This is a genomic window from Thauera sp. ZXT1-4, assembly GCF_052598215.2.
Window position 1 is genome coordinate 79293 of record NZ_JBQWSN020000013.1, and the last position, 20911, is coordinate 100203.

16 protein-coding genes and 1 tRNA gene are annotated in these 20911 nt (G+C 66.0%); 8 read left to right on the forward strand and 9 right to left on the reverse strand.

Going from position 1 to position 20911, the window contains the following annotated elements; genetic code table 11:
* The first annotated feature begins 38 nt into the window (after positions 1–38).
* Positions 39–935 (forward strand): transcriptional activator NhaR, encoded by an 897-nt coding sequence (gene nhaR / locus ACUH78_RS11800; protein ID WP_435749776.1) that lies wholly within the window; start codon positions 39–41, stop codon positions 933–935.
* Between the two features lie 165 nt (positions 936–1100).
* On the opposite strand, the gene ACUH78_RS11805 is transcribed toward nhaR, so the two are convergent.
* Positions 1101–1185, reverse strand: a tRNA-Leu gene (locus tag ACUH78_RS11805).
* 80 nt (positions 1186–1265) lie between these two features.
* On the opposite strand from ACUH78_RS11805, the gene queA reads away from it, so the two are divergent.
* From queA to secF, 5 genes are all read left to right on the forward strand, one after another.
* Entirely contained in the window at positions 1266–2330 is a 1065-nt protein-coding gene (gene queA, locus ACUH78_RS11810; protein ID WP_435751542.1) for a tRNA preQ1(34) S-adenosylmethionine ribosyltransferase-isomerase QueA, read from the forward strand.
* The gene (gene tgt, locus ACUH78_RS11815; RefSeq protein ID WP_445333552.1) at positions 2320–3432 is read left to right on the forward strand and encodes a tRNA guanosine(34) transglycosylase Tgt; all 1113 of its coding nucleotides are present in this window, start codon (positions 2320–2322) and stop codon (positions 3430–3432) included. The genes queA and tgt overlap by 11 nt, the downstream gene beginning before the upstream one ends.
* Before the next feature lie 92 nt (positions 3433–3524).
* On the forward strand, positions 3525–3851 hold the full coding sequence (gene yajC, locus ACUH78_RS11820; RefSeq protein WP_418364196.1) for a preprotein translocase subunit YajC: 327 nt from the start codon (positions 3525–3527) through the stop codon (positions 3849–3851).
* Positions 3852–3995: 144 nt separating this feature from the next.
* Positions 3996–5849 carry a protein translocase subunit SecD gene (secD, locus tag ACUH78_RS11825; RefSeq protein WP_445333553.1) on the forward strand — a complete coding sequence of 618 codons (1854 nt, stop codon included), beginning with the start codon at positions 3996–3998 and terminating at the stop codon, positions 5847–5849.
* A gap of 20 nt (positions 5850–5869) precedes the next feature.
* Positions 5870–6802, forward strand: a complete 933-nt coding sequence (secF, locus tag ACUH78_RS11830) for a protein translocase subunit SecF (RefSeq protein WP_418364198.1) — start codon at positions 5870–5872, stop codon at positions 6800–6802.
* 104 nt (positions 6803–6906) lie between these two features.
* Here secF and ACUH78_RS11835 read toward each other — a convergent pair whose 3' ends face one another.
* Both ACUH78_RS11835 and purB read right to left on the reverse strand, forming a co-directional pair.
* Positions 6907–7224: a DUF2322 family protein gene (locus tag ACUH78_RS11835; RefSeq protein WP_418364199.1), complete on the reverse strand. Its 318-nt coding sequence runs from the start codon at positions 7222–7224 to the stop codon at positions 6907–6909.
* Positions 7225–7334: 110 nt separating this feature from the next.
* Entirely contained in the window at positions 7335–8711 is a 1377-nt protein-coding gene (purB, locus tag ACUH78_RS11840; RefSeq protein ID WP_445333554.1) for an adenylosuccinate lyase, read from the reverse strand.
* A 68-nt stretch (positions 8712–8779) separates the two neighbouring features.
* On the opposite strand from purB, the gene apaG reads away from it, so the two are divergent.
* On the forward strand, positions 8780–9163 hold the full coding sequence (gene apaG, locus ACUH78_RS11845; RefSeq protein WP_445333555.1) for a Co2+/Mg2+ efflux facilitator ApaG/CorD: 384 nt from the start codon (positions 8780–8782) through the stop codon (positions 9161–9163).
* Between the two features lie 19 nt (positions 9164–9182).
* Here the strand turns inward: apaG and ACUH78_RS11850 are convergent, their stop codons facing one another.
* The 6 genes from ACUH78_RS11850 to secA form a co-directional block, all read right to left on the reverse strand.
* Positions 9183–11246, reverse strand: coding sequence for a TonB-dependent receptor plug domain-containing protein (locus ACUH78_RS11850; RefSeq protein WP_445333556.1), 2064 nt, complete (start codon positions 11244–11246; stop codon positions 9183–9185).
* A gap of 113 nt (positions 11247–11359) precedes the next feature.
* On the reverse strand, positions 11360–12667 hold the full coding sequence (locus ACUH78_RS11855; protein WP_418364203.1) for a diguanylate cyclase: 1308 nt from the start codon (positions 12665–12667) through the stop codon (positions 11360–11362).
* Entirely contained in the window at positions 12664–13632 is a 969-nt protein-coding gene (locus tag ACUH78_RS11860; protein ID WP_435751539.1) for an ABC transporter substrate-binding protein, read from the reverse strand. Before ACUH78_RS11860 ends, ACUH78_RS11855 begins: the two co-directional genes overlap by 4 nt.
* A gap of 5 nt (positions 13633–13637) precedes the next feature.
* Positions 13638–15698, reverse strand: coding sequence for a TonB-dependent receptor plug domain-containing protein (locus tag ACUH78_RS11865; protein ID WP_445333557.1), 2061 nt, complete (start codon positions 15696–15698; stop codon positions 13638–13640).
* Between the two features lie 201 nt (positions 15699–15899).
* The gene (gene argJ / locus ACUH78_RS11870; RefSeq protein ID WP_435750290.1) at positions 15900–17138 is read right to left on the reverse strand and encodes a bifunctional glutamate N-acetyltransferase/amino-acid acetyltransferase ArgJ; all 1239 of its coding nucleotides are present in this window, start codon (positions 17136–17138) and stop codon (positions 15900–15902) included.
* A 342-nt stretch (positions 17139–17480) separates the two neighbouring features.
* Positions 17481–20216, reverse strand: coding sequence for a preprotein translocase subunit SecA (gene secA, locus ACUH78_RS11875; protein ID WP_435750289.1), 2736 nt, complete (start codon positions 20214–20216; stop codon positions 17481–17483).
* 42 nt (positions 20217–20258) lie between these two features.
* On the opposite strand from secA, the gene ACUH78_RS11880 reads away from it, so the two are divergent.
* Positions 20259–20762, forward strand: a complete 504-nt coding sequence (locus ACUH78_RS11880) for a DciA family protein (protein ID WP_435750288.1) — start codon at positions 20259–20261, stop codon at positions 20760–20762.
* Positions 20763–20911: the final 149 nt, after the last annotated feature.

Here is a 20911-nt window from a genome sequence, read left to right on the forward strand (position 1 = left end):
CGAAGTATTGACCACGCCAGCCATCCGGGGACACTGCCATGCTCAACTACAAACAGCTGCACCACTTCTGGGCCGTGGCACGTGCGGGTGGGATCGTGCGCGCGGCAGAACGTTCCGGACTCGCCCCACAAACTCTGTCGGGCCAGATCGCCAGTCTGGAAACGGACCTCGGCGTCAACCTTTTCAAGCGCCAGGGGCGGGGGCTGGAGTTGACCGAAACCGGGCGCATGGTGCTGGACTATGCGGAAGAGATCTTCCGCCTTGGCAGCGAACTGGAAGAAGCCCTGCGCAGCCGCGCCACCGGCCGCACCGTACCCTTCCGCGTGGGGATCGCCGACGTCGTCCCCAAGGCCATCGCCTGGCTGCTGCTCGCGCCGTCCCTGGACCTGCCCGACCCCATGCGAATCGTGTGCAGGGAAGGCAAGTTCGATGCGCTGCTCGGTGAGTTGGCGATCCACAAGCTCGACGTGGTGCTTGCGGACAGCCCACTGCCGCCGAACATGGGCGTACGCGGGTTCAGCCATGCGCTGGGCGAGTCGACCATCGGCTTCTATGCCGCGCCTGAACTGGCAGCATCGCTGCAGGGCGACTTCCCGGCACAGCTCAACGGCGCCCCCCTGCTGCTGCCGGGGGTGGAAGCAAGCGTGCGCGGCCCGCTCCTGCGCTGGATCGAAGCGGCCGGCCTGCATCCACGCATCGTGGGCGAATTCGACGACAGCGCGCTGATGCGCGCGTTCGCGGAGGCCGGCGCAGGTATCTTCCCCAGCGCATCCTTGGTCGGCGAGCAGTTGTGCCGCCAGAGTGGCTTGGTACTCCTGGGGGACGCCAGTGGCGTGACGGAAACCTATTACGCGATCTCGGTCGAACGCAGGCTGACGCATCCGGCAGTCCGCGCCATCAGCGATGCCGCGCGGGAGAAGACAAAATTCGGCTGAATGCGTCGTTTGCGGGGGACCGCAACCCGCGGCTGGGCCCGGGCGGCAGATTTGATTTTCCGCCACGCACGCTACAGAATCGCGGGCCGGCCGCAGCGCTCGGACTGGATCGACGATTCAGCCGTGCACGCAAGAGCCGCCTGCAGCGATGAGAGCGCTTGAAGCTGGTGCCGGGAGTGGGACTCGAACCCACACACCTTGCGGCGGCGGATTTTGAATCCGCTGCGTCTACCGATTCCGCCATCCCGGCACGGGTCGCGCATTATCTCCGAACAATCCTCGGCGCGGCAAGCAGGCCGTACGCCAACCAGACGCCAGACCTCCCACATCATGCCCCTGACGCTCAACGATTTCGACTATGCGCTGCCGACCGAACTGATCGCGCAGGAACCGCTGCCCGAGCGCAGCGCGAGCCGGCTGCTGGTGGTGAACCCCCACACCGGCGCTGCACCCGCGCTCTCCGACGCAAACTTCGGCGAACTGGCCGACCTGATCCATCCCGGCGACCTGCTGGTCTTCAACGACACCCGCGTGATCCATGCCCGTCTGCACGGCGTCAAGGACAGCGGCGGCCAGATAGAGGTGCTGATCGAGCGCGCGATCGGCCCGCACGAGGCGCTCGCCCAGGTGCGCGCGAGCAAGTCACCCAAGACTGGCAGCCGACTGCGTCTGGCAGACGCCTTCGAGGTCGAGGTGCTGGGCCGTGTGGGCGAGTTCTTCCACCTGAGTTTCCCGCGCGGGGAAAACCTCTTCGACCTGCTCGAGCGCCACGGCAAGCTCCCGCTGCCGCCGTACATCCAGCGCGCCGCCGGTGAAGCCGACGAGAACCGCTATCAGACCGTGTATGCACGCGAACCGGGTTCGGTCGCCGCGCCCACCGCCGGCCTGCATTTCGACGAGGCATTGCTCGAACGTATCGCCGCACGTGGTGCAAAGTGCGCCTGGCTCACCCTGCACGTGGGCGCCGGCACCTTCCAGCCGGTGCGCGTGGACGACCTCGGCGAGCACCGCATGCACCGCGAGCGCTACGTGATTCCGCAGGAAACCGTTGACGCTATCACCACCACCCGTGCAGCGGGCGGACGTGTGATCGCAGTCGGCACCACCAGCATGCGCGCGCTCGAAGCCGCGGCGCAGGACGGCCCGATCGAAGCCGGCAGCGGGGAGACGGAGATCTTCATCCTCCCCGGGTTCCGCTTCCAGGTGGTCGATGCGCTCGTGACCAATTTCCACCTGCCCAAGTCCACGCTGCTGATGCTCGTCGCGGCCTTCGCTGGCCTCGACAGCATGCGCCGCGCCTACGCGCACGCGGTCGAGCAGCGCTACCGCTTCTTCAGCTACGGGGACGCCATGTTCATCACCCGCCGCAACGAATCCGAAAACGATGCAATTTGAACTCCTGACCACCGACGGCGGCGCCCGCCGCGGCCGCCTGACACTTGCCCACGGCCTGGTCGAAACCCCGGTCTTCATGCCGGTCGGCACCTACGGCACGGTCAAGGCGATGACGCCGGCCATGCTCGCCGACATCGGCGCGCAAATCTGCCTGGGCAATACCTTCCACCTGTGGCTGCGCCCGGGGCTGGACATCATCGCTGAGCACCAGGGCCTGCACCGCTTCATGGCCTGGGACAAGCCCATCCTCACCGACTCCGGCGGCTTCCAGGTCTTCAGCCTCGGCGCGCTGCGCAAGATCACCGAAGAAGGCGTGAAGTTCGCCAGCCCGATCGACGGCGCGAAGCTGTTCCTGACGCCCGAGATCTCGATGCAGATCCAGACGGTGCTGAACTCAGACATCGTGATGATCTTCGACGAATGCACGCCCTACCCCGCCACCCGCGACGAGGCCGCCAAGTCTATGCGCCTGTCACAGCGCTGGGCCAAGCGCTCGCGCGACGAGTTCGATCGCCTGGAAAACAGGAACGCGCTGTTCGGCATCGTCCAGGGCGGCATGTACGAGGACCTGCGTGACGAATCGCAGGGCGTGCTCGAGGAGATCGGCTTCCACGGCTTCGCCATCGGCGGCCTGTCGGTGGGCGAACCCAAGGAAGACATGGCGCGCATCCTCGCCCACACCGCGCCGCGCCTGCCGCAAGGCAAGCCGCGCTACCTGATGGGCGTGGGCACGCCCGAGGATATCGTTGACGGCGTCGCCGCCGGCATCGACATGTTCGACTGCGTGATGCCGACCCGCAATGCGCGCAACGGATGGTTGTTCACCCGCTACGGCGACATCAAGATCAAGAACGCGGTGCACAAGGCCGACACGCGGCCGCTGGATCCCTCCTGCGACTGCTATACCTGCCGAAACTTCAGCCGCGCCTACCTGCACCACCTCCACCGCACCGGCGAGATCCTCGGCAGCATGCTCAACACGGTGCACAACCTGCGCTACTACCAGACGCTGACGTCGGAGCTGCGCGAGGCCATCGCCGCCGGCACCTTCGCAGCCTGTGTGCAGCGCTTCCGCAGCGAGCGAGCGACCGGAACCGCCTGAACCCCTGCGCGCCTGCACCGTCTCACCCATTCCGGGCACCGTCCCGGCTACTGCTATACTTCAACGCTTTTCTGCCTAACCGGAGTTTCAACGTGCTGATTTCAAATGCCTACGCCCAAGCCGCTGGCGCTGCCGACCCTACGGGTGGCCTGATGGGCCTGCTGCCCCTGATCCTGATGTTCGTGGTGCTGTGGTTCCTGATGATCCGCCCGCAGATGAAGCGCGCAAAAGAGCACAAGGCCATGGTCGAGGCGCTCTCCAAGGGTGATGAGGTCGTGACCGGCGGCGGTATCGCTGGCCGTATCGTCGAGGTAGGCGACAGTTTCGTGCAGGTCGAAGTCGCCCCCAACACCGTGGTGGCCGTGCAGAAACAGGCCGTCGCCACCGTGCTGCCCAAAGGCTCGCTGAAGGCGCTGTAATCTCCGCGGCGACAGCCGACGGTCCCGCCGTCGGCACGTCGCCAGTCCGCCGCAGCTGCCCGCCGCCTTCACCGCCTGCACACAGCAGGCCAGACAGGCCGCAGCAGCGCCCCGGGCCTCGCTCCACCCACTCTCCCGCCGACGATGAATCGCTACCCTCTCTGGAAGAACATCCTGATCGGCCTCGTGCTGATCTGGGGCCTGCTCTATACCCTGCCCAACTTCTACGGCGAGGTGCCGGCGGTGCAGGTGTCCAGCGCCAAGGCCACACTCAGGCTCGACCCCGCAACCACCACCGACCGTGTCGGCAATGCACTGAAATCAGCGGGCATCGAGCACACCGGCATCTTCTCCGACGCAAATAGCGTGCGTGCCCGCTTCCGCGACACCGAAACGCAGCTCCGCGCAAAGGACGTCATCGAGCAGGCCTTCAACCCCGACCCTGCCGACCCATCCTACGTCGTCGCGCTGAACCTGTTGTCGGCCTCACCGACCTGGCTCACCTCGATCCAGGCCCTGCCGATGTATCTCGGCCTCGATCTGCGCGGCGGGGTGCACTTCCTGCTCGAGGTCGACATGCCCGGCGCGCTTACCAAGCGTCTGGACTCCACCACGGGCGACCTGCGCACCTTGATGCGCGACAAGAGCGTGCGCCACGCGGGCATCACCCGCGAGGGCAACACGGTCGTGATCCGTTTCCGCGATGTTGCGCAGCGCGAAGCTGGCCGGCGCGCCATCCTGGACTCGACCAACGACCTGCAGCTCGCCGACCGCGACGACGCCGCAGACGACTTCAAGCTCGTCGCAACGCTCACCGCACAGGCGCAGCAGACCATGCGCGAGTTCGCGATCAAGCAGAACATCACCACCCTGCACAACCGCATCAACGAACTCGGCGTCGCCGAGCCGGTGATTCAGCAGCAGGGGGCCGAGCGCATCGTGGTGCAGCTCCCCGGGGTGCAGGACGTCGCCAAGGCCAAGGACATCCTGGGCCGCACCGCAACCCTGGAAGTGCGCATGGTGGATGACACCCCCGGCGCGATCGAGCAGGCGCTCGCTGGCAGCGTGCCCTTCGGCACCGAGCTCTACAACGAGCGCGGCGGTTCGCCACTGCTGGTGCAGAAGCAGGTCGTGCTCACTGGTGACCGTCTTACCGATGCGCAACCCGGTTTTGACGGCCAGACGAACGAACCCGCGGTGCACCTCACCCTCGACGCCGCCGGCGCGCGCATCTTCCGCGACGTCACGCGCGAGAGCGTCGGCAAGCGCATGGCCATCCTGCTTTTCGAAAAGGGCAAGGGCGAGGTCGTGACCGCGCCGGTGATCCGCAGCGAAATCGGCGGTGGCCGGGTGCAGATCTCGGGCCAGATGTCCACGGTGGAGGCCAACGACGTCGCCCTGCTGCTGCGCGCCGGCTCGCTCGCCGCGCCGATGGAGATCATCGAGGAACGCACCGTCGGTCCCAGCCTGGGCGCCGAGAACATCACCAAGGGCGCCAACTCGGTGATCTGGGGCTTCCTCGCAATCGCGGTGTTCATGATCGTGTACTACACCCTGTTCGGTTTGGTTTCGGTGGTTGCGCTCACCTTCAACCTGGTGCTGCTGGTGGCGCTGCTGTCGCTGCTGCAGGCCACGCTGACGCTGCCGGGCATCGCGGCCATGGCGCTCACGCTCGGCATGGCGATCGACGCCAACGTGCTGATCAACGAGCGTATCCGAGAGGAGCTTCGCAACGGCGCCAGCCCGCAGGCGGCCATCGCAGCGGGCTACGACCGCGCCTTCGACACCATTCTCGATGCCAACATCACCACCCTGATCGCAGGCGTGGCACTGCTGGTGTTCGGCTCGGGCCCGGTGCGCGGCTTCGCCGTGGTGCACTGCCTCGGCATCCTGACCTCGATGTTCAGCGCCATCATGGTGTCGCGCATGGCGATCAACTTCATCTACGGCCGCCAGCGCAAGGTAACCAAGCTGCACCTGGGCCAGTCGGCCAACTAAGGGGCAAGGAAGAAAAGATCATGGAATTTTTCCGTCAGCGATCCGACATCCCCTTCATGCGCCATGCGCTGAAGTTCAACATCGTCTCCACCCTCGCCTTCGTGCTCGCGGTGTTCTTCATCGTGCTGCGCGGCCTCAACCTCTCGGTCGAGTTCACCGGCGGCACGCTGATCGAGATCGGCTACGCCGAACCGCCGCGCATCGAGGACATCCGCCAGGCGCTCGCGCGCGACGGCTACCCCGACGCGCAAGTGCAGAACTTCGGCAGTGCGCGCGAGATCCTGATCCGCATGCCCAACCGCGAGGACCTGGACACCAGCCGCATCTCCGAGCGCGTGATGGCCACCCTGCAGTCCGTCGAAGGCCCCGAAGCGCAGCTGCGCCGCGTGGAGTTCGTGGGTCCGCAGGTGGGCAAGGAACTCGCAACCGACGGCGCAATGGCGCTGTTGCTGGTGATCATCGGCATCATGGTCTATCTTGCCGCACGCTTCGAGTGGCGCTTCGCTGCGTCGGCGATCATCGCCAACCTGCACGACGTGATCATCATCATCGGCTTCTTCGCCGCATTCCAGTGGGAGTTCTCGCTGCCAGTGCTGGCGGCGGTGCTGGCGGTGCTGGGCTATTCGGTGAACGAGTCGGTGGTGGTGTTCGACCGCGTACGCGAAACCTTCAAGAAGAAGCGCAACATGGACACGCCGGCCGTGCTCGACCACGCGATCACGGCAATGATCTCGCGCACCGTGATCACCCACGGCAGCACCCTGATGATGGTGGTTTCGATGCTGATCTTCGGTGGTGAAACGCTGTATTACTTCGCGCTCGCCCTGACCATCGGCATCTGCTTCGGCATCTACTCTTCGATCTTCGTCGCCAGCCCGCTGGTGATGTGGCTGGGCGTTTCGCGCGAACAGTTCATCAAGCCGAAGAAGGAGAAGGAAGAGGCGGTGGTCTGAGGCCGCCCTCTTCGGAAAGACAAAGGCGCCCTGCGGGCGCCTTTGTCTTTCCGGGCGGAGCGATCCACGCTGAAATCTTGAGCACTCATGCGCCGCGCAAGATCTCACATCGCAAAAACCTGCTTCACCCTGAGCGTCTCTCCTCGCTCAATCAGGCCGATCAAACGGTCGATGTTGGGATGCTTTCCGGGGTTGCTGCGAGCGTCCTCGCTGTGCTCGGCGTAGAGCTCCAGGCCCTTCCTGGCCGCTTCCGGACTGATGGCGCCGTAGAGCTGGGCAAGGTGATTGTAGACCGCCAGCGAACCGGCCTGGCCGGGCTTGTTTTCGATGGTGGCGACGACCGCGTCGGCGGCATCGATCAGGTTCAGTGCAGCGAGGTGGGAGATGCCGGGCAGGGTCTTGAGGTTGTCGGCGAAGGCCATTGCGGGCTCCTTGTCGTGACGGCGCCACCTCGAGGGTGGCGCCGGGATGGTTTGTAACGCGGATTGCACAGCAAGGGCCGGTTTGAAGGGTCGGCCCGGTCAAACAGGGATCAGATGCGCCGCGCCAACTCGGCCGCCTTGCCGACATAGCTCGCCGGCGTCATCGCCAGCAAGTGGTCACGGGCCTCGGCGGGGATGGCGAGCGTGCGGATGAAGTCGTGCAGTGCCTCGCGCGTGATGCCCTTGCCGCGCGTCATGGCCTTCAGCTGCTCGTAGGGATTCTCGATGCCGTAGCGGCGCATCACGGTCTGCACCGGTTCGGCGAGCACCTCCCAGCACTCGTCCAGGTCGGCCGCCAGGCGAGCGGGCTCGGCCTCGAGCTTGCCCAGGCCGCGCAGGCAGCTGTCGAGCGCGAGCACGGTGTGGCCGAAGCCCACGCCCATGTTGCGCAGCACGGTCGAGTCGGTGAGGTCACGCTGCATGCGCGATATCGGCAGCTTCTCGGAGAAGTGCTTGAGCACTGCGTTGGCGAGGCCGAAATTGCCCTCGGCGTTCTCGAAATCGATCGGGTTGACCTTGTGTGGCATGGTCGAGGAGCCGACCTCGCCTTCCTTGAGCTTCTGCTTGAAGTAGCCGAGCGAGATGTACATCCAGATGTCGCGGCAGGCGTCGATCAGCATGGTGTTGCCGCGCGCGACCGCGTCGAACAACTCGGCCATGGCATCGTGCGGCTCGATCTGGATGGTGTACTCGTTGAAGGTGAGCCCGAGCGACTCGATGAAGCGCCGGTTGAAGCCCTCCCAGTCGAATTCCGGCCAGGCCGACAGGTGGGCGTTGTAGTTGCCCACCGCGCCGTTGAACTTGGCGCACATCGCGACGCCAGCAATGGCGGCGCGGGCGCGCATCAGGCGCGCGGCGATGTTGGCCATCTCCTTGCCGAGCGTGGTCGGGCTGGCGGGCTGGCCGTGGGTGCGCGACAGCATCGGCAGGTCGGCGAGCGCGTGCGCCACTTCGCGGAAGCGCGCAATCACCGCATCGAGGGCCGGCAGCAGCACGCGGTCGCGGCCTTCGGCCAGCATCAGCGCGTGCGACGTGTTGTTGATGTCCTCCGAGGTGCAAGCGAAGTGGATGAACTCGGACACCTTCATCACCTCGGCGTTGTGGCCGAGGCGCTTCTTGAGCCAGTATTCCATGGCCTTGACGTCGTGGTTGGTGGTGGCCTCGATGGCCTTCACCGCCTCGCCGTCTTCGGTCGAGAAGCTCGCCACCACAGCGTCGAGCTCGGCCACCGTTGCCGCCGAAAAGGGCGCAATCTCCGCCAGCGCGGGCTCGGCCGCGAGCGCCTTCAGCCATTCGACCTCGACCTTGACGCGATTGCGGATCAGGCCATGCTCGGAAAAATGGTCGCGCAGGCCGGCGACCTTGCCGTGGTAGCGGCCATCGAGCGGGGACAGGGCGGTCAGCGGGGACGGAACGGCATTGGACATGGCGTGGGCTTCCGGGAAAAAGCTGATATTTTAACGCCTCCCCTCCCCGCACCAGAGAACAAAAAACCATGAGTACCCAGGAGCACTACCGGATCGAAGTCACTGCCGTCGCGGAATACGTCGCCGAACAGTCCCGCCCGGAGGACAACCATTACGTGTTCGCCTATCACGTGACGATCCGCAACACCGGCACGGCCCCAGCCCAATTGATCGCCCGTCACTGGGTGATCACCGACGGCAATGGCAAGGTCCAGGAAGTACACGGCCAAGGGGTGATCGGTGAGCAACCCACGCTCGCGCCAGGGCAGAGCTTCCGCTACACGAGCGGTTGCGTGCTCGAAACCCCGGTCGGCACCATGCAGGGGCGCTACCACATGCTCGGGGACGGCACCGACCGTTTCGAAGCGGAAATTCCCCCTTTCACACTGGCGATGCCCCGCGCCCTGCACTGAGCGCGCCGGGAGATGTGCGTCAGAAATCCAGCCGCAGGGACAACCAGTGCTGGCGACCGACGATGCGCTCCATGCGCTCTTCGGCGTGTGCGCCGTTGAGCGACTGCACCGTGTAGGCGATCTCGCCGCCGCTGGCGATTCCTTTGATCGGATAGGCGAGGCGCAGGTCGGTGCGGTTGTAGCTGTCGGTTTCGGTGTTACGGGTCCATTTGATGTCGTGCACCCAGTACCGCGCCACCGAAAGGTCCAGCCCCAGCGGCAGACGCTGCATCCAGAGTAGCGAAGTGGCCCGCCGCGGCGCCGACTGCTCGGACAAGGCGAAATATAGGGCGGCCCGCGCAGGGCCGGCGAAATTGCTTCCGGTCGTGGTGTTGAGGGCGCTCCCGATCGCGCTGAACCCGGCGTCGATGTCGACATGGGCATGCCCGACCACGATCCGTGTGGCGTCGACCGGCTGCCATTTCCATTGCAGTTCCTGACCACGAATTTCCAGATCATGAACTGCCTGCACCGTATCCGGGCCGGTCGCAGTCGTCCTGATGCGGTGGATCTGGCGGTCGCTCAAGCGCTCCCGGAAGACACGCACGTCCAGGCTCATGCGCGCCGCGGACCAGTCTCCGAGGTAGCCGAGCTCCCAGCTGTCGAGCCCTTCGGCCGGTAGCGCTGGGTTGCCCGCCCACTCGATCTGCCCGCGTCGGTCGATCTGGTTGGCCGTGTAATCGAGCGTGCCCGGCGTGCGCCAGGCTCGCACGTAGCCCAGACGGACCGTGTTCTGCCCGTCGAAGTGGAAGCTCGCGCTGGCCCGCCGCGCGAGGTGTTCGCCCGCGAGCGAATCGTACTCATGGGACAGGCCGACGTTGCCGGTGAACCAGTCGCGCGGCTTCCACTCCATGTTGGCGAACAGACGGCCGACATCACGGCTGACACGGCCGATGCCATGGAGCATGGTCGACGACTCGAGCGCATCATGCCGCCAGCCCCCGCCCCATACCATGCGCAGCGAGTCGGCGGGCAGAAAGGTATGGAGCGCCTCCAGTTCATGGCGTACGCCACGCCCCCCGCTCGGGTTTAGACGCCCCAGCTCCGGCCGACCCTCGACCGCGAAACCCGCATCGAGGCGATCCACGTGATGGGTGTAGCGCAGCGAAAGGTCTGCAGTCTCGGACAAGGTTTGCAACCAGCGTGCCTGCACCCAGGTCGATGCCTGATCCGAGGGCCGCAGCGGGTCGGATGCACGGGGCCCGATGGCGGTGCCGTCGTCGTTGATCGCGAGCCGCCCAACAAGGTGGCGTGCTTCGACACGGCCGAACTGCAGCTCCAGCAAGCTGCGCGCAGCAAGCTGGAACTCAGCCCTGAAATCGAACAAGCGGGAGCGGTTCTGATCACGCCAGTCGCGATCGGCCGGCGCAACGGCCCGGTAGTCCAGGCCGTCGTCCGCGCGCTCCTCGACGCTCAACCGGAAAAGACCGCTTTCTCCAAGGGCACCGCCACCGCGCACACTGTAATCGCGCACACCACCACTCCCCTGGCGGGTGGCCACCGACCAGCCCTGCACAAAGGCGGGCGCCACGGTGACGATATTGATCACGCCGAGGAAGGCATTGGTGCCGTACGAGGTGGTGTTCGAGCCCCGTACCACCTCGATGCGCTCGATGTCATCGAGCGCAACCGGCACCAGCTCCCAGTTCATGCCGCCGCGAAAGAGCGGCGAATGCAACGAGCGCCCATCGACGAGCACCTGGACGCGCGGTGAGTAATCCGTGTCATCCGTAACGCCGTGGTAGTTGACACGCGCAGGCTTGTCGCTCGGCGTGAAGGTCTGAAAACCCGGCACCAGGCGGAACACCTCGTGCAGAGAGCGCGCGCCCGAAGCACGGATCATCGCGCGATCGATCACCGTGACGGCCCCAGGTGCATCTTCCAGGCGCTGCGGCAGGCGGCTGACGGAAGCCACGACGGGGAGCGCGCCGAAGAAGATGTCGTAGTCGGCGCGCACAGTCTCGGGCGCCGCCGCACCGGCTGCCATAGCAAGCCCCGCAGCCAGACGCGCCAAGGCCGGACGGGGCACGGCGCCACGCTTCATGCGCCCCACCCGGCCCTGGCCGTTGCACTGCGGTCCGATCCCCTGCTGCGATTCATCCTGCTCTCCCTGCCTGCCGCCAATGGGCGGCGAGCTCCCGCCGGCACCCCGATGGTTCAGACCCGATGCTGTCCATACTCGACGACTCGCCCACGGCCGGCGTGTTTCGCGGCATAACAAGCGTGGTCGGCCGCCTGCATCAGCATCGATGCGTCATCCAGCCCCTCCTCCATGCGTGCAAGCCCCACGCTCGCTCCAACCATGAAGTGTTGGTCATCGCACACGAAGTCATGCCCACCCACGGTCTCGCACAGTGAAGTGGCGATCACGAGGGCATCGTCCCGCGCACAGCCACGCAGGATCACCGCAAACTCGTCGCCGCCGATACGGAAGACCTGGTCGCCGACCCGCAGGCGCATGCGCAGCAGTCCTGCCAGCTCACACAGCAGCCGGTCGCCCGCGGCGTGACCGCAGGTGTCGTTCACCGGCTTGAAGTGATCCAGGTCGATGTACAGCAAGGTCACCTGATCACCCGCGCGGCGGTGCGTGGTCACCGCCTGCTCGATCGACTCCTCGAACGCGCGCCGGTTGGGCAGGCCAGTCAAGGGGTCGTGGCGGGCCTGATGCGCCAGCAGTGCGGTCGCCTCATCGATACGCGCCTGCAGTGTGCGCTGGCTCTCGGCGATCGACTCCGCCATCGCGTTGAACCCGGACTCGAGCGCACGCAATTCTCCACTCCCCGACTGTGCCGGAACGCGCGTCTTCAGATCGCCCGCGGCCATGCGGCGGACCGCGCGCACCAAGGCTTCCACCGGGTTGGCGACCGAGCGCGCCAGGCGCAGCGCCATGAACATCGCACTGAGCAGCGCCAGCGCAGCCACCGCGCCCACGACCAGGAACAGCCGCCGCTTGGCGGCGTCACGGACACTGGTATCCAGATCCACCTGCACCCAGCCGAGACGCTCCGCGGGCGCGGCTCCGCCAGGCGCAGGGTAATCCTCGACCTCCGGTGCAAGGCTCAGCACTGCGGCGGCAAAGCTCAGATGCCCCTTGTTCACCTCGACCACGACCTCGTCGCCGTTCGCCGCGCGAGCTGCTTCAGGCAATGTTGCCAGCCCGCGACCGGCAACGCCGAGCAAGGCCCCCTCGGCGTCATAGAACGCGACAGCCGACACATCGGGCTGTTCCAGCGCCCGCGCCATCAAGCCCTCCAGCACCATCGGATTGCCCGAGACCAGCACATACTCCGCCGCAGGACCAAGGAAGCTGACGATCGCGCGCCCACGTGCCAGGGTCGCCTCATCAAGATCGCGGCTGCTCTGGTGGAGGAACAAGCCACCCAGCACGAGCGCGAACAGCACACTGGGCATGAGCAGCACCAGAATCATCCTGCGTCCGAGTGAAAAGCTGCGCAGCCAGTTCATCGCGTGCCCTCCCCGCCCGCCACGCGTTCACGCAGCACGTCCTCTTCCGGAACGACGATCCCGAGCGCACGCGCCACGGTACGATTCACGGCCACGTCGAAGCGCTCGGGAAAGCGCAGCACGGACAACAGGGGCGCGACATCCCCCGCCCGCACCGACTCGGACCCAAGCAGATCCGCGATGTCGCTCGCGATGTGCTCCGCAGAACTGAACACCGCAGCCAGGGCGCCTGCGCTCACATAGGCGGACGAAAAGGCAAAGATCGGCCGCCGATAGCGGTAGCTGGTCAGCAGGATCGTACGGGCCGCGCCCGGACTCGACACCAGCCCGTCCGGGAGCGGCAGCAGGGCCCCAGCCTTATCGAGCACCGCCTGCAGCGCCCCCACCAGTTCCTTCGGATCCGCAACATCGGCCAACTCGACCACGAAGCCCGTATCCTCGGCCGCACGCAGGATCTCCTGCTCCTGAAAACGGCTCTCGGGCCCCATCAGCACACCGATTCTTGCCTCCTCGGGCAGGATCGCGCGGATCAAGCGCATATGGCGTTCGGGCGGTTGGTCCAGCACGACCGCACCCACGCTGCGCGCGGGGTAGGCGGCCTGTAGCCGCTGCACCTCGCGGATGCCCACCAGCACCATCAGCACCGGTCGATCGGTATCCCGCAGCGCAATCTCCGCCGCAAGCGCCCCGGTGGTCAGCACCAGACCGGCCGACGAGAGCGCATCCACCTTCATCCCCTCGCGCACTGCGCCCGCATGAACGACACGATGGGCGCCCGGCTTCAAGGCTGCACGAAAGGCATCGGCGAACTGCTGCTCGGGCCCACTGTTCTCGGACAGCAGCAGCGCAACCTCCACCGCCCGCGCCACAGGGGCTGCGAGCACGAGCACGACCAGCGCAGCGACGAAGGCCATCGGGCGCAGCGCCCGGGCCCAGCATCGCATGCCACCGGTCATTCCGTGCATGGACATCACCATCCGATCTGCAGGGAGGCGAACAGCCGGGGCTGGTGGCGGTACTTCCCGCCATGGAAGTCCGGATACGAGCCCTTCACGCTGAGCGCGGTGATCGAGAACTCGTTTTCGCTGCCCGGCGGACCGAAACGCTTGGCGAGCTTTAGATCGAAGCGGTCTGTGCGCGGAATGTAGTCGCCACCGTTCATCCAGTAATACTCACCGTTGTGGTAATAGCCGGCGCTGGCCCGCCAGCGGTCGGGCAACTCCTTGATCAGCAGCAGCGATGTGGTCGCATGCGGTGCGCTGTTCGGGATGTCCTGGTCGGTGTAGGGCGCACCCTTGTCGATGCGGACGAAGGCTTGCGACAGAATCACGCGCCCCCACCCCGGCCGCCGCCAGTCTACGGTGAACTCGGCACCGGTCATGCGGAAATCGTTGCCGTTGAAAAAGTAGAAGGCCTTCTGGCCGAGCGCGAACGGCTGGAAATTGGACGGAGACTCGGCCTTGCAGGCCGCAAGCTGGTAGTCGTCCGGCAGCGTGCCGAGATCGAAGCCCTGCGGGTAGGTCCTGCAGCTCCGGTCGTCGATGAAGCGCTCGTAGTGCTCGCGGAAGACCCGTGCATCCAGCGTCAGCCCCAGGGAGGGGAGCTGCGCCATGTAGCCCAGGTCGACGAAGCGCATGCGCTCCGCCTCGAGTGGCCCCAGGCTCCGGAACAGGATCCGGCGGATCAGGTCCCCTTCACGGTATGTCTGGAACGCACGCGACTCCATCAGACTCGGGGCCCGATACGCCGTGCCGGCCGACACCCGCAGCGCAGACGTCTGGTCCAGCATGTAATTGGCCGCAAGCCGCGGGGAGAACAAGCCGCCGCTGTAGTGATGATCCTCGAAGGTCCCGCCAAGATTCAGCCGTAGGGCCTCGATGGGCCTCCACTCCACGCTGCCGAAGATCTGCCCATGGGTCGCGTCGAGCCAGTCGCTCGTACCGAAGAGCCCCAGCGATCGCGCACGCTCCGAGCGCAGGCCCAGGCCGAGCATGCCGGTCAGGGATGCGGACAGGCGCGTGCTGTATTGCAGCTCGAGGTCGTTGCGTTGCACCTCGCTGTCGCGGTCTGTGCCGAAAGTGTGCAGCACGCCCGCAGGGTCGACCTGGCGCACCGGCCAGTTGCCCCGGGAACGCTCGTTCTGATGATAGAACTGCACACTCAGCAGGGAGTCGATGCCAATCGCGCGCTCCCAACCGGCCTGCAGATACAGGGAACGGTCGCGTTCGACATGCTCGGGGAAGTCATCGTAGTCGGGCGATCCGCGCCAGCTCGGCCCCTCGCTGAAGCCCAGCTGTAGCGCGAGGCTATCCTGCGGCGTCATCTGCAGCGCCGCATTGAAGTTCGCCACATTACGCGTCAGCCTTTCCGCCCCGTGCCAGCGCTTGAACGTGGGCAGATTCTCGAAATGGGATTCGAAATTGACCGCCGAGCGGCGCGAAGCCGAGAGCCTCCAGTCGAGTGCGCCCTCAGCCGCGCCGTTGATGCGAACCCCGTAGTCGTAGAAGCGGTCCTTGCCGGCGCGCAGGATCACCGTCTTGCCCGCCTCCGTCGCTGGCGCACGGGTGATGAGGTTGATCACCCCCTGGTAGGCATTCACCCCATAGGCAGCGCCGTTCGGCCCACGCACGACCTCGATGCGCTCGATATCGTCGACGCGCAAGGGCAGGCTGTCCCACCGGGTGTCGCCCCACAGCGGGCTGTTGATGGTGCGCCCGTCGATCATGACCTTGATCCGGCGATCGTAAGCATCGCCGAGCCCATGACGCGCGACCGAAGGCTGCGAATCGGCGATATCGGCGACCAGAAAACCAGGTGCCAGACGCAACAGATCGTGGATCTCGGTAAAACCCGAGGCCGCGATCATCTCGCGATCGATGATCGTGACAGGCGCTGGCGCATCCAGCGGCGACTGCGCAAGTCGCGACGCCGTCAGCACGAGCGGGATCTCGTCGAAAAAGGGGCCGCTCGCCCTCACCGCCGGCGCGAGCAGGCAGGACGACGCGAGCAAAGCCGCGACGGTCCTGTGCATGCCACGCCTGCCCCCCGAATACAATCTCTTCATGCCTCGCTCTCTCTGCAGGCTCGGTTTACCCACGCTCCGTCCCCTGACGCCTCCGCGCTCCACGAGCCGGATTGTGCCCGGAACGGAAACACTGCAGCGGGGCATCCGGCTCGGCCAGTGAAGCACGTCACGCCCTCGCTGGCCGGAACGGCAACGCCTTATTGCGGATCAGCTGCGGTAATCCGCGTTGATCTTCACGTAATCGTACGAAAAATCGCAGGTCCAGACGGTCGCCGCGGCATCGCCGCGCGCAAGATCGATGCGCACCGTGAGTTCGGCGTGCTGCATGATCCGTGCGCCGGCCGCCTCGACATAGCTCGCCGCCCGCCCGCCGTGCTCTGCCACGAGCACGGATTCCTCAGGACTGCCAAGCCACACGCGCAGCTTTGACACGTCGAGATCATCGATACCCGCATAGCCGATTGCAGCGAGGATGCGTCCAAGGTTGGGGTCGGAAGCGAAGAAGGCGGTCTTGACCAGGGGCGAATGTCCCACTGCGTAGGCGACCTTGCGGCACTCCTCCCGATCCTTGCCCCCCTCCACGGCAATAGTCATGAACTTGGTCGCCCCCTCACCGTCGCGCACGATGGCCTGAGCAAGCGCGATCGAGACCTCGACCACCGCATCGCGCAGCACCTTGTAGTCGGCACTCGCTGCGTCGGTGATCTCGGCATTGCCCGCAGCACCGGTGGCGATGAGCACGAAGGAGTCGTTGGTCGAGGTGTCACCATCCACGGTGATGCTGTTGAAGGACAGGTCGGCCGCTTCCTTGACCAGCCCCTCGAGCAGCGCCTGGGACACTGCCGCGTCGCAGGCGAGAAAGCCGAGCATGGTCGCCATGTTCGGCTTGATCATGCCCGCCCCCTTGCTGATACCCGTGAGCGTGACCGTGCAGCCGCCGATCTGCACCTGCTTCGACACTGCCTTGGCCAGCGTGTCGGTGGTCATGATCGCATGCGCAGCGTCGAACCAGCCCTCGGCGCGCAGGTCGGCCACCGCCCTCGGCAGACCCGCGACCAGTCGGTCCATGGGCAGCGGCTCGAGGATCACCCCGGTCGAGAACGGCAGCACTTGGCCGGCCTCGATACCCATCTCCTGCGCCAGCGCGGCACAGGTGGCATTCGCGTTGGCCAGGCCCGGCTCGCCGGTACCGGCATTGGCCACCCCCGTGTTGATCACCAGCGCGCGGATCGCGCCGCCCGCAAGGTGCGCCTTGCACACCTGAACGGGCGCGGCACAGAAGCGGTTCGTGGTGAACACGCCCGCGGCGCGGCTCCCTTCTTCCAGCGCGATGACCGTGAGATCGCGGCGGTTGGCCTTGCGGATGCCCGCCTCGGCAACACCAAGGCGGACGCCCCCAACGGGCAGCAGATCGGCGGGGTTCGGGGTGTTCAGATTGACGGCCATGCGGATCTCCGGAAGTGCACACACCGGCAGCGGGAAGGCCGGCGGCGTCGAGTCGCCGAATGATAGCGGATTCAGGCTACCGGAAAGGGTTTGGCGCAAGCGGCGGAAACGCCGCACGCCCCCCCGCCCCGTCTGCCAGGCCGGCAAGCCGATGCGACAGGCATGCCTACAACGCCGGATGACCGCTTTCATGCGGGCCAGCGCAGCGAAAAACGTCGACCCGAAATACGTGCGCATGACCGCGTGCCTGAACGAACGAGGGGGACGGCTCCTTCCGGAACCGCCCCCCTCGTTCGCTCACACCCTTACCCGGCGCGGACAGTCGTCCTCCCCGGGCCCGGCTCAGCTGAGCTTACCGTGGCAGTGCTTGTATTTCTTGCCCGAGCCGCAAGGGCAGGGATCATTGCGCCCGACCTTGGGGCCGGCGTTGACCTGCGGCTGCGCCGCTCCTTTCTCGCCATCGCCCGTGCCCAGTGCCTCGTCATAGTCGGCATGCTGATACTGCACGTTCTCGACCTGCTGCGGCTTCTCGGCTTCTTCGAGCTGCGCCTCGGTGCGGATCTGCACCGTCATCAGGATCTTGGTGACGTCGGCGCGCACGGTGTCCAGCAAGGACTCGAACAACTCGAAGGCCTCGCGCTTGAACTCCTGCTTGGGGTTCTTCTGCGCATAGCCGCGCAGGTGGATGCCCTGGCGCAGGTGGTCCAGCGCGGCGAGGTGCTCGCGCCAATGGTTGTCCAGGCTCTGCAGCATCACATTGCGTTCGAACTGGTGCCAAGCCGCCGGATCGACGATCGCCGTCTTGGCGGCGTAGGCTTCCTCGCCGGCCTGAATGACGCGCTCCAGGATGGCGTCGTCGTCCAGGCTGGGCTCGGCCTTCAGCCATTCACCCACCGGCACGCGCAACTGGCACTCGCCGAGCAGCGCCTGTTCCAGTGCGGGGATCTCCCACTGCTCCTCCACGCTGTCGGCAGGGACGTAGCGGCGGAAGATCTCGTGCAGCACGCCCTGACGCATCGCGCGGACGGTGTCCGAGATGTCCTCGCTCTCGAGCAGTTCGTTACGCTGCTGATAGATCACCTTGCGCTGGTCGTTGGAGACGTCGTCGTACTCGAGCAACTGCTTGCGGATATCGAAGTTGCGCTGTTCGACCTTGCGCTGCGCCGACTCGAGCGAGCGCGTGACCATGGCGTGCTCGATGGCCTCGCCCTCGGGCATCTTCAGCCGCACCATGATCGCGTTCAGGCGCTCGCCGGCGAAGATCTTCATCAGCGGGTCTTCCAGCGACAGATAGAAGCGGCTGGAACCCGCATCCCCTTGCCGGCCGGCGCGGCCGCGCAACTGGTTGTCGATGCGGCGCGACTCGTGGCGCTCGGTACCGATGATGTGCAGGCCGCCGTTGGCGATCACCAGGTCGTGCACCTTCTGCCAGTCGGCGCGCAGGGTGGCGATCTTCGCCTCCTTGTCGGCGTCGGACAGGTTCGCATCCTCGCGCACGGCAGCAACCGGCTTCTCGATGTTGCCGCCGAGCACGATGTCGGTGCCGCGACCGGCCATGTTGGTCGCGATGGTCACCATGCCCGGACGACCGGCCTGGGCGACGATCTGCGCTTCGCTGTCGTGCTGCTTGGCGTTGAGCACCTGGTGGGCGATCTTCGCCTTCTTCAGTTCCGCAGCGAGGAATTCGTTGGTCTCGATCGAGGTGGTGCCCACCAGGACCGGCTGGCCGCGCTCGACGCAGCCGCGGATGTCCTCGATCACCGCATCCCACTTCTCCTTCGCGGTGCGGTAGACCTTGTCGTTCCCGTCCTTGCGCTGCATCGGGCGGTTGGTCGGGATAACGACCGTCTCGAGGCCGTAGATCTGCTGGAACTCGTAGGCTTCGGTGTCGGCCGTGCCGGTCATGCCGGCGAGCTTGCCGTACATGCGGAAGTAATTCTGGAAGGTGATCGAGGCCAGGGTCTGGTTTTCGGCCTGGATACGCACACCCTCCTTGGCCTCGACCGCCTGGTGCAGGCCGTCCGACCAGCGCCGGCCGGCCATCAGGCGGCCGGTGAACTCGTCGACGATCACCACCTCGCCGTTCTGCACCACGTACTGCTGATCCTTGTGGTAGAGGGCGTGCGCACGCAGCGCGGCATACAGGTGGTGCACCAGCAGGATGTTGCCCGGGTCGTACAGGCTGGTGCCTTCGGCCAGCATGCCCATGCGCACCAGGATCTGCTCGGCGGTTTCGTGGCCCTGCTCGGTAAGCAGCACCTGATTGGCCTTGAGGTCGACGGTGTAGTCGCCGGGCTCGAGCACCGCGTCCTTGTCGTCCAGCCCGCCTTCCTGCCTCTTCAGCATGGGCGCGACCTGGTTCATCTTGAGGTAGAGCTCGGTGTGATCCTCGGCCTGCCCCGAGATGATCAGCGGCGTGCGCGCCTCGTCGATGAGGATGGAGTCCACCTCGTCGACGATCGCGAAGTTGAGCCCGCGCTGCACACGCTCATTTGCCGCATAGACCATGTTGTCGCGCAGGTAGTCGAAGCCGAACTCGTTGTTGGTGCCGTAGGTGATGTCGGCTGCGTAGGCGGCCTGCTTCTCGTCGTGCGGCATGCGCGACAGGTTGCAGCCGGTGGTCAGGCCGAGGAAACCGTAGATCCGCCCCATCCACTCCGCGTCACGACTGGCCAGATAGTCGTTGACCGTGATCACATGTACGCCCTTGCCGCCAAGCGCGTTGAGGTAGGCCGGCAGGGTCGCGACCAGGGTCTTGCCCTCGCCGGTGCGCATCTCCGCGATCTTGCCGTTGTGCAGCACCATGCCGCCAACGAGCTGGACGTCGAAGTGGCGCATGCCATGCACCCGCTTGCCGGCCTCGCGCACCACCGCGAAAGCCTCGGGCAGCAGGGCGTCCAGCGTCTCGCCGTCGGCCACGCGCTGGCGGAACTCCGCGGTCTTGCCACGCAAGGCCTCGTCGGACAGGGCGGCCATCTCCGGCTCGAGCGCGTTGATCTTGCGCACGGTGCTTTTGTATTGGCGGATGAGGCGGTCGTTGCGACTACCGAAAATCTTCTTGAGCAGGCCGGAGATCATGTTTTGGGGTCGAGGTCGATTCGGCAAAGGCGGGAGTTTATCATGGCAATCCGATGCACCTCATCGCGCCTCCATCGGGACCGCGCCTCGCCCTACATGAGCAATCCGCTACGACGCTTTCTTGGCAGCGGCGAAACCCTCGCCCGGCTGCAGGACCACGCCAGCCGGCTGCGCCGCCTGCAAACCGCGCTGGAGTCCGCGCTCGCCACCGCCCTGCCGGCGCAGGCCATCGCGCAGTACCGGGTGGGCAACCTCAAGGACGAGCATCTCGTGGTCTTCGCGCAGACGGCCGCCGCCGCAGTGCGCCTCAAGCAGATCCTGCCTCGCCTGACCGAGCACTTGCGCATGGCGGGCCATAGCGTGCAGGGCATCAAGGTGCGCATTCTCAGCCCCGACGCTATGCCCCCTCCCGAGCGCCCCGCCACGCAGCGCAAGCTCTCCGGCGCCAGCCTCGACCACCTCACGGATTTCGCCGCCTCGCTACCCGCCGACTCCGAGCTGCGCAGCGCGATCGAGCGCCTCGCACGCCGCGCCCGAACGCAATGACGCGCCCGCTGCGGCCGCGGCGTTCAGGCATGGGAAGTGGCTGACCGGCACCATACGCGCCCGCTGATCACCACACAACTCGGCAGTCACGACATGTAGGGAGCACATAAACTGTCCGGACTTGTAGCACGTGATCTGTCCGGTTTCAT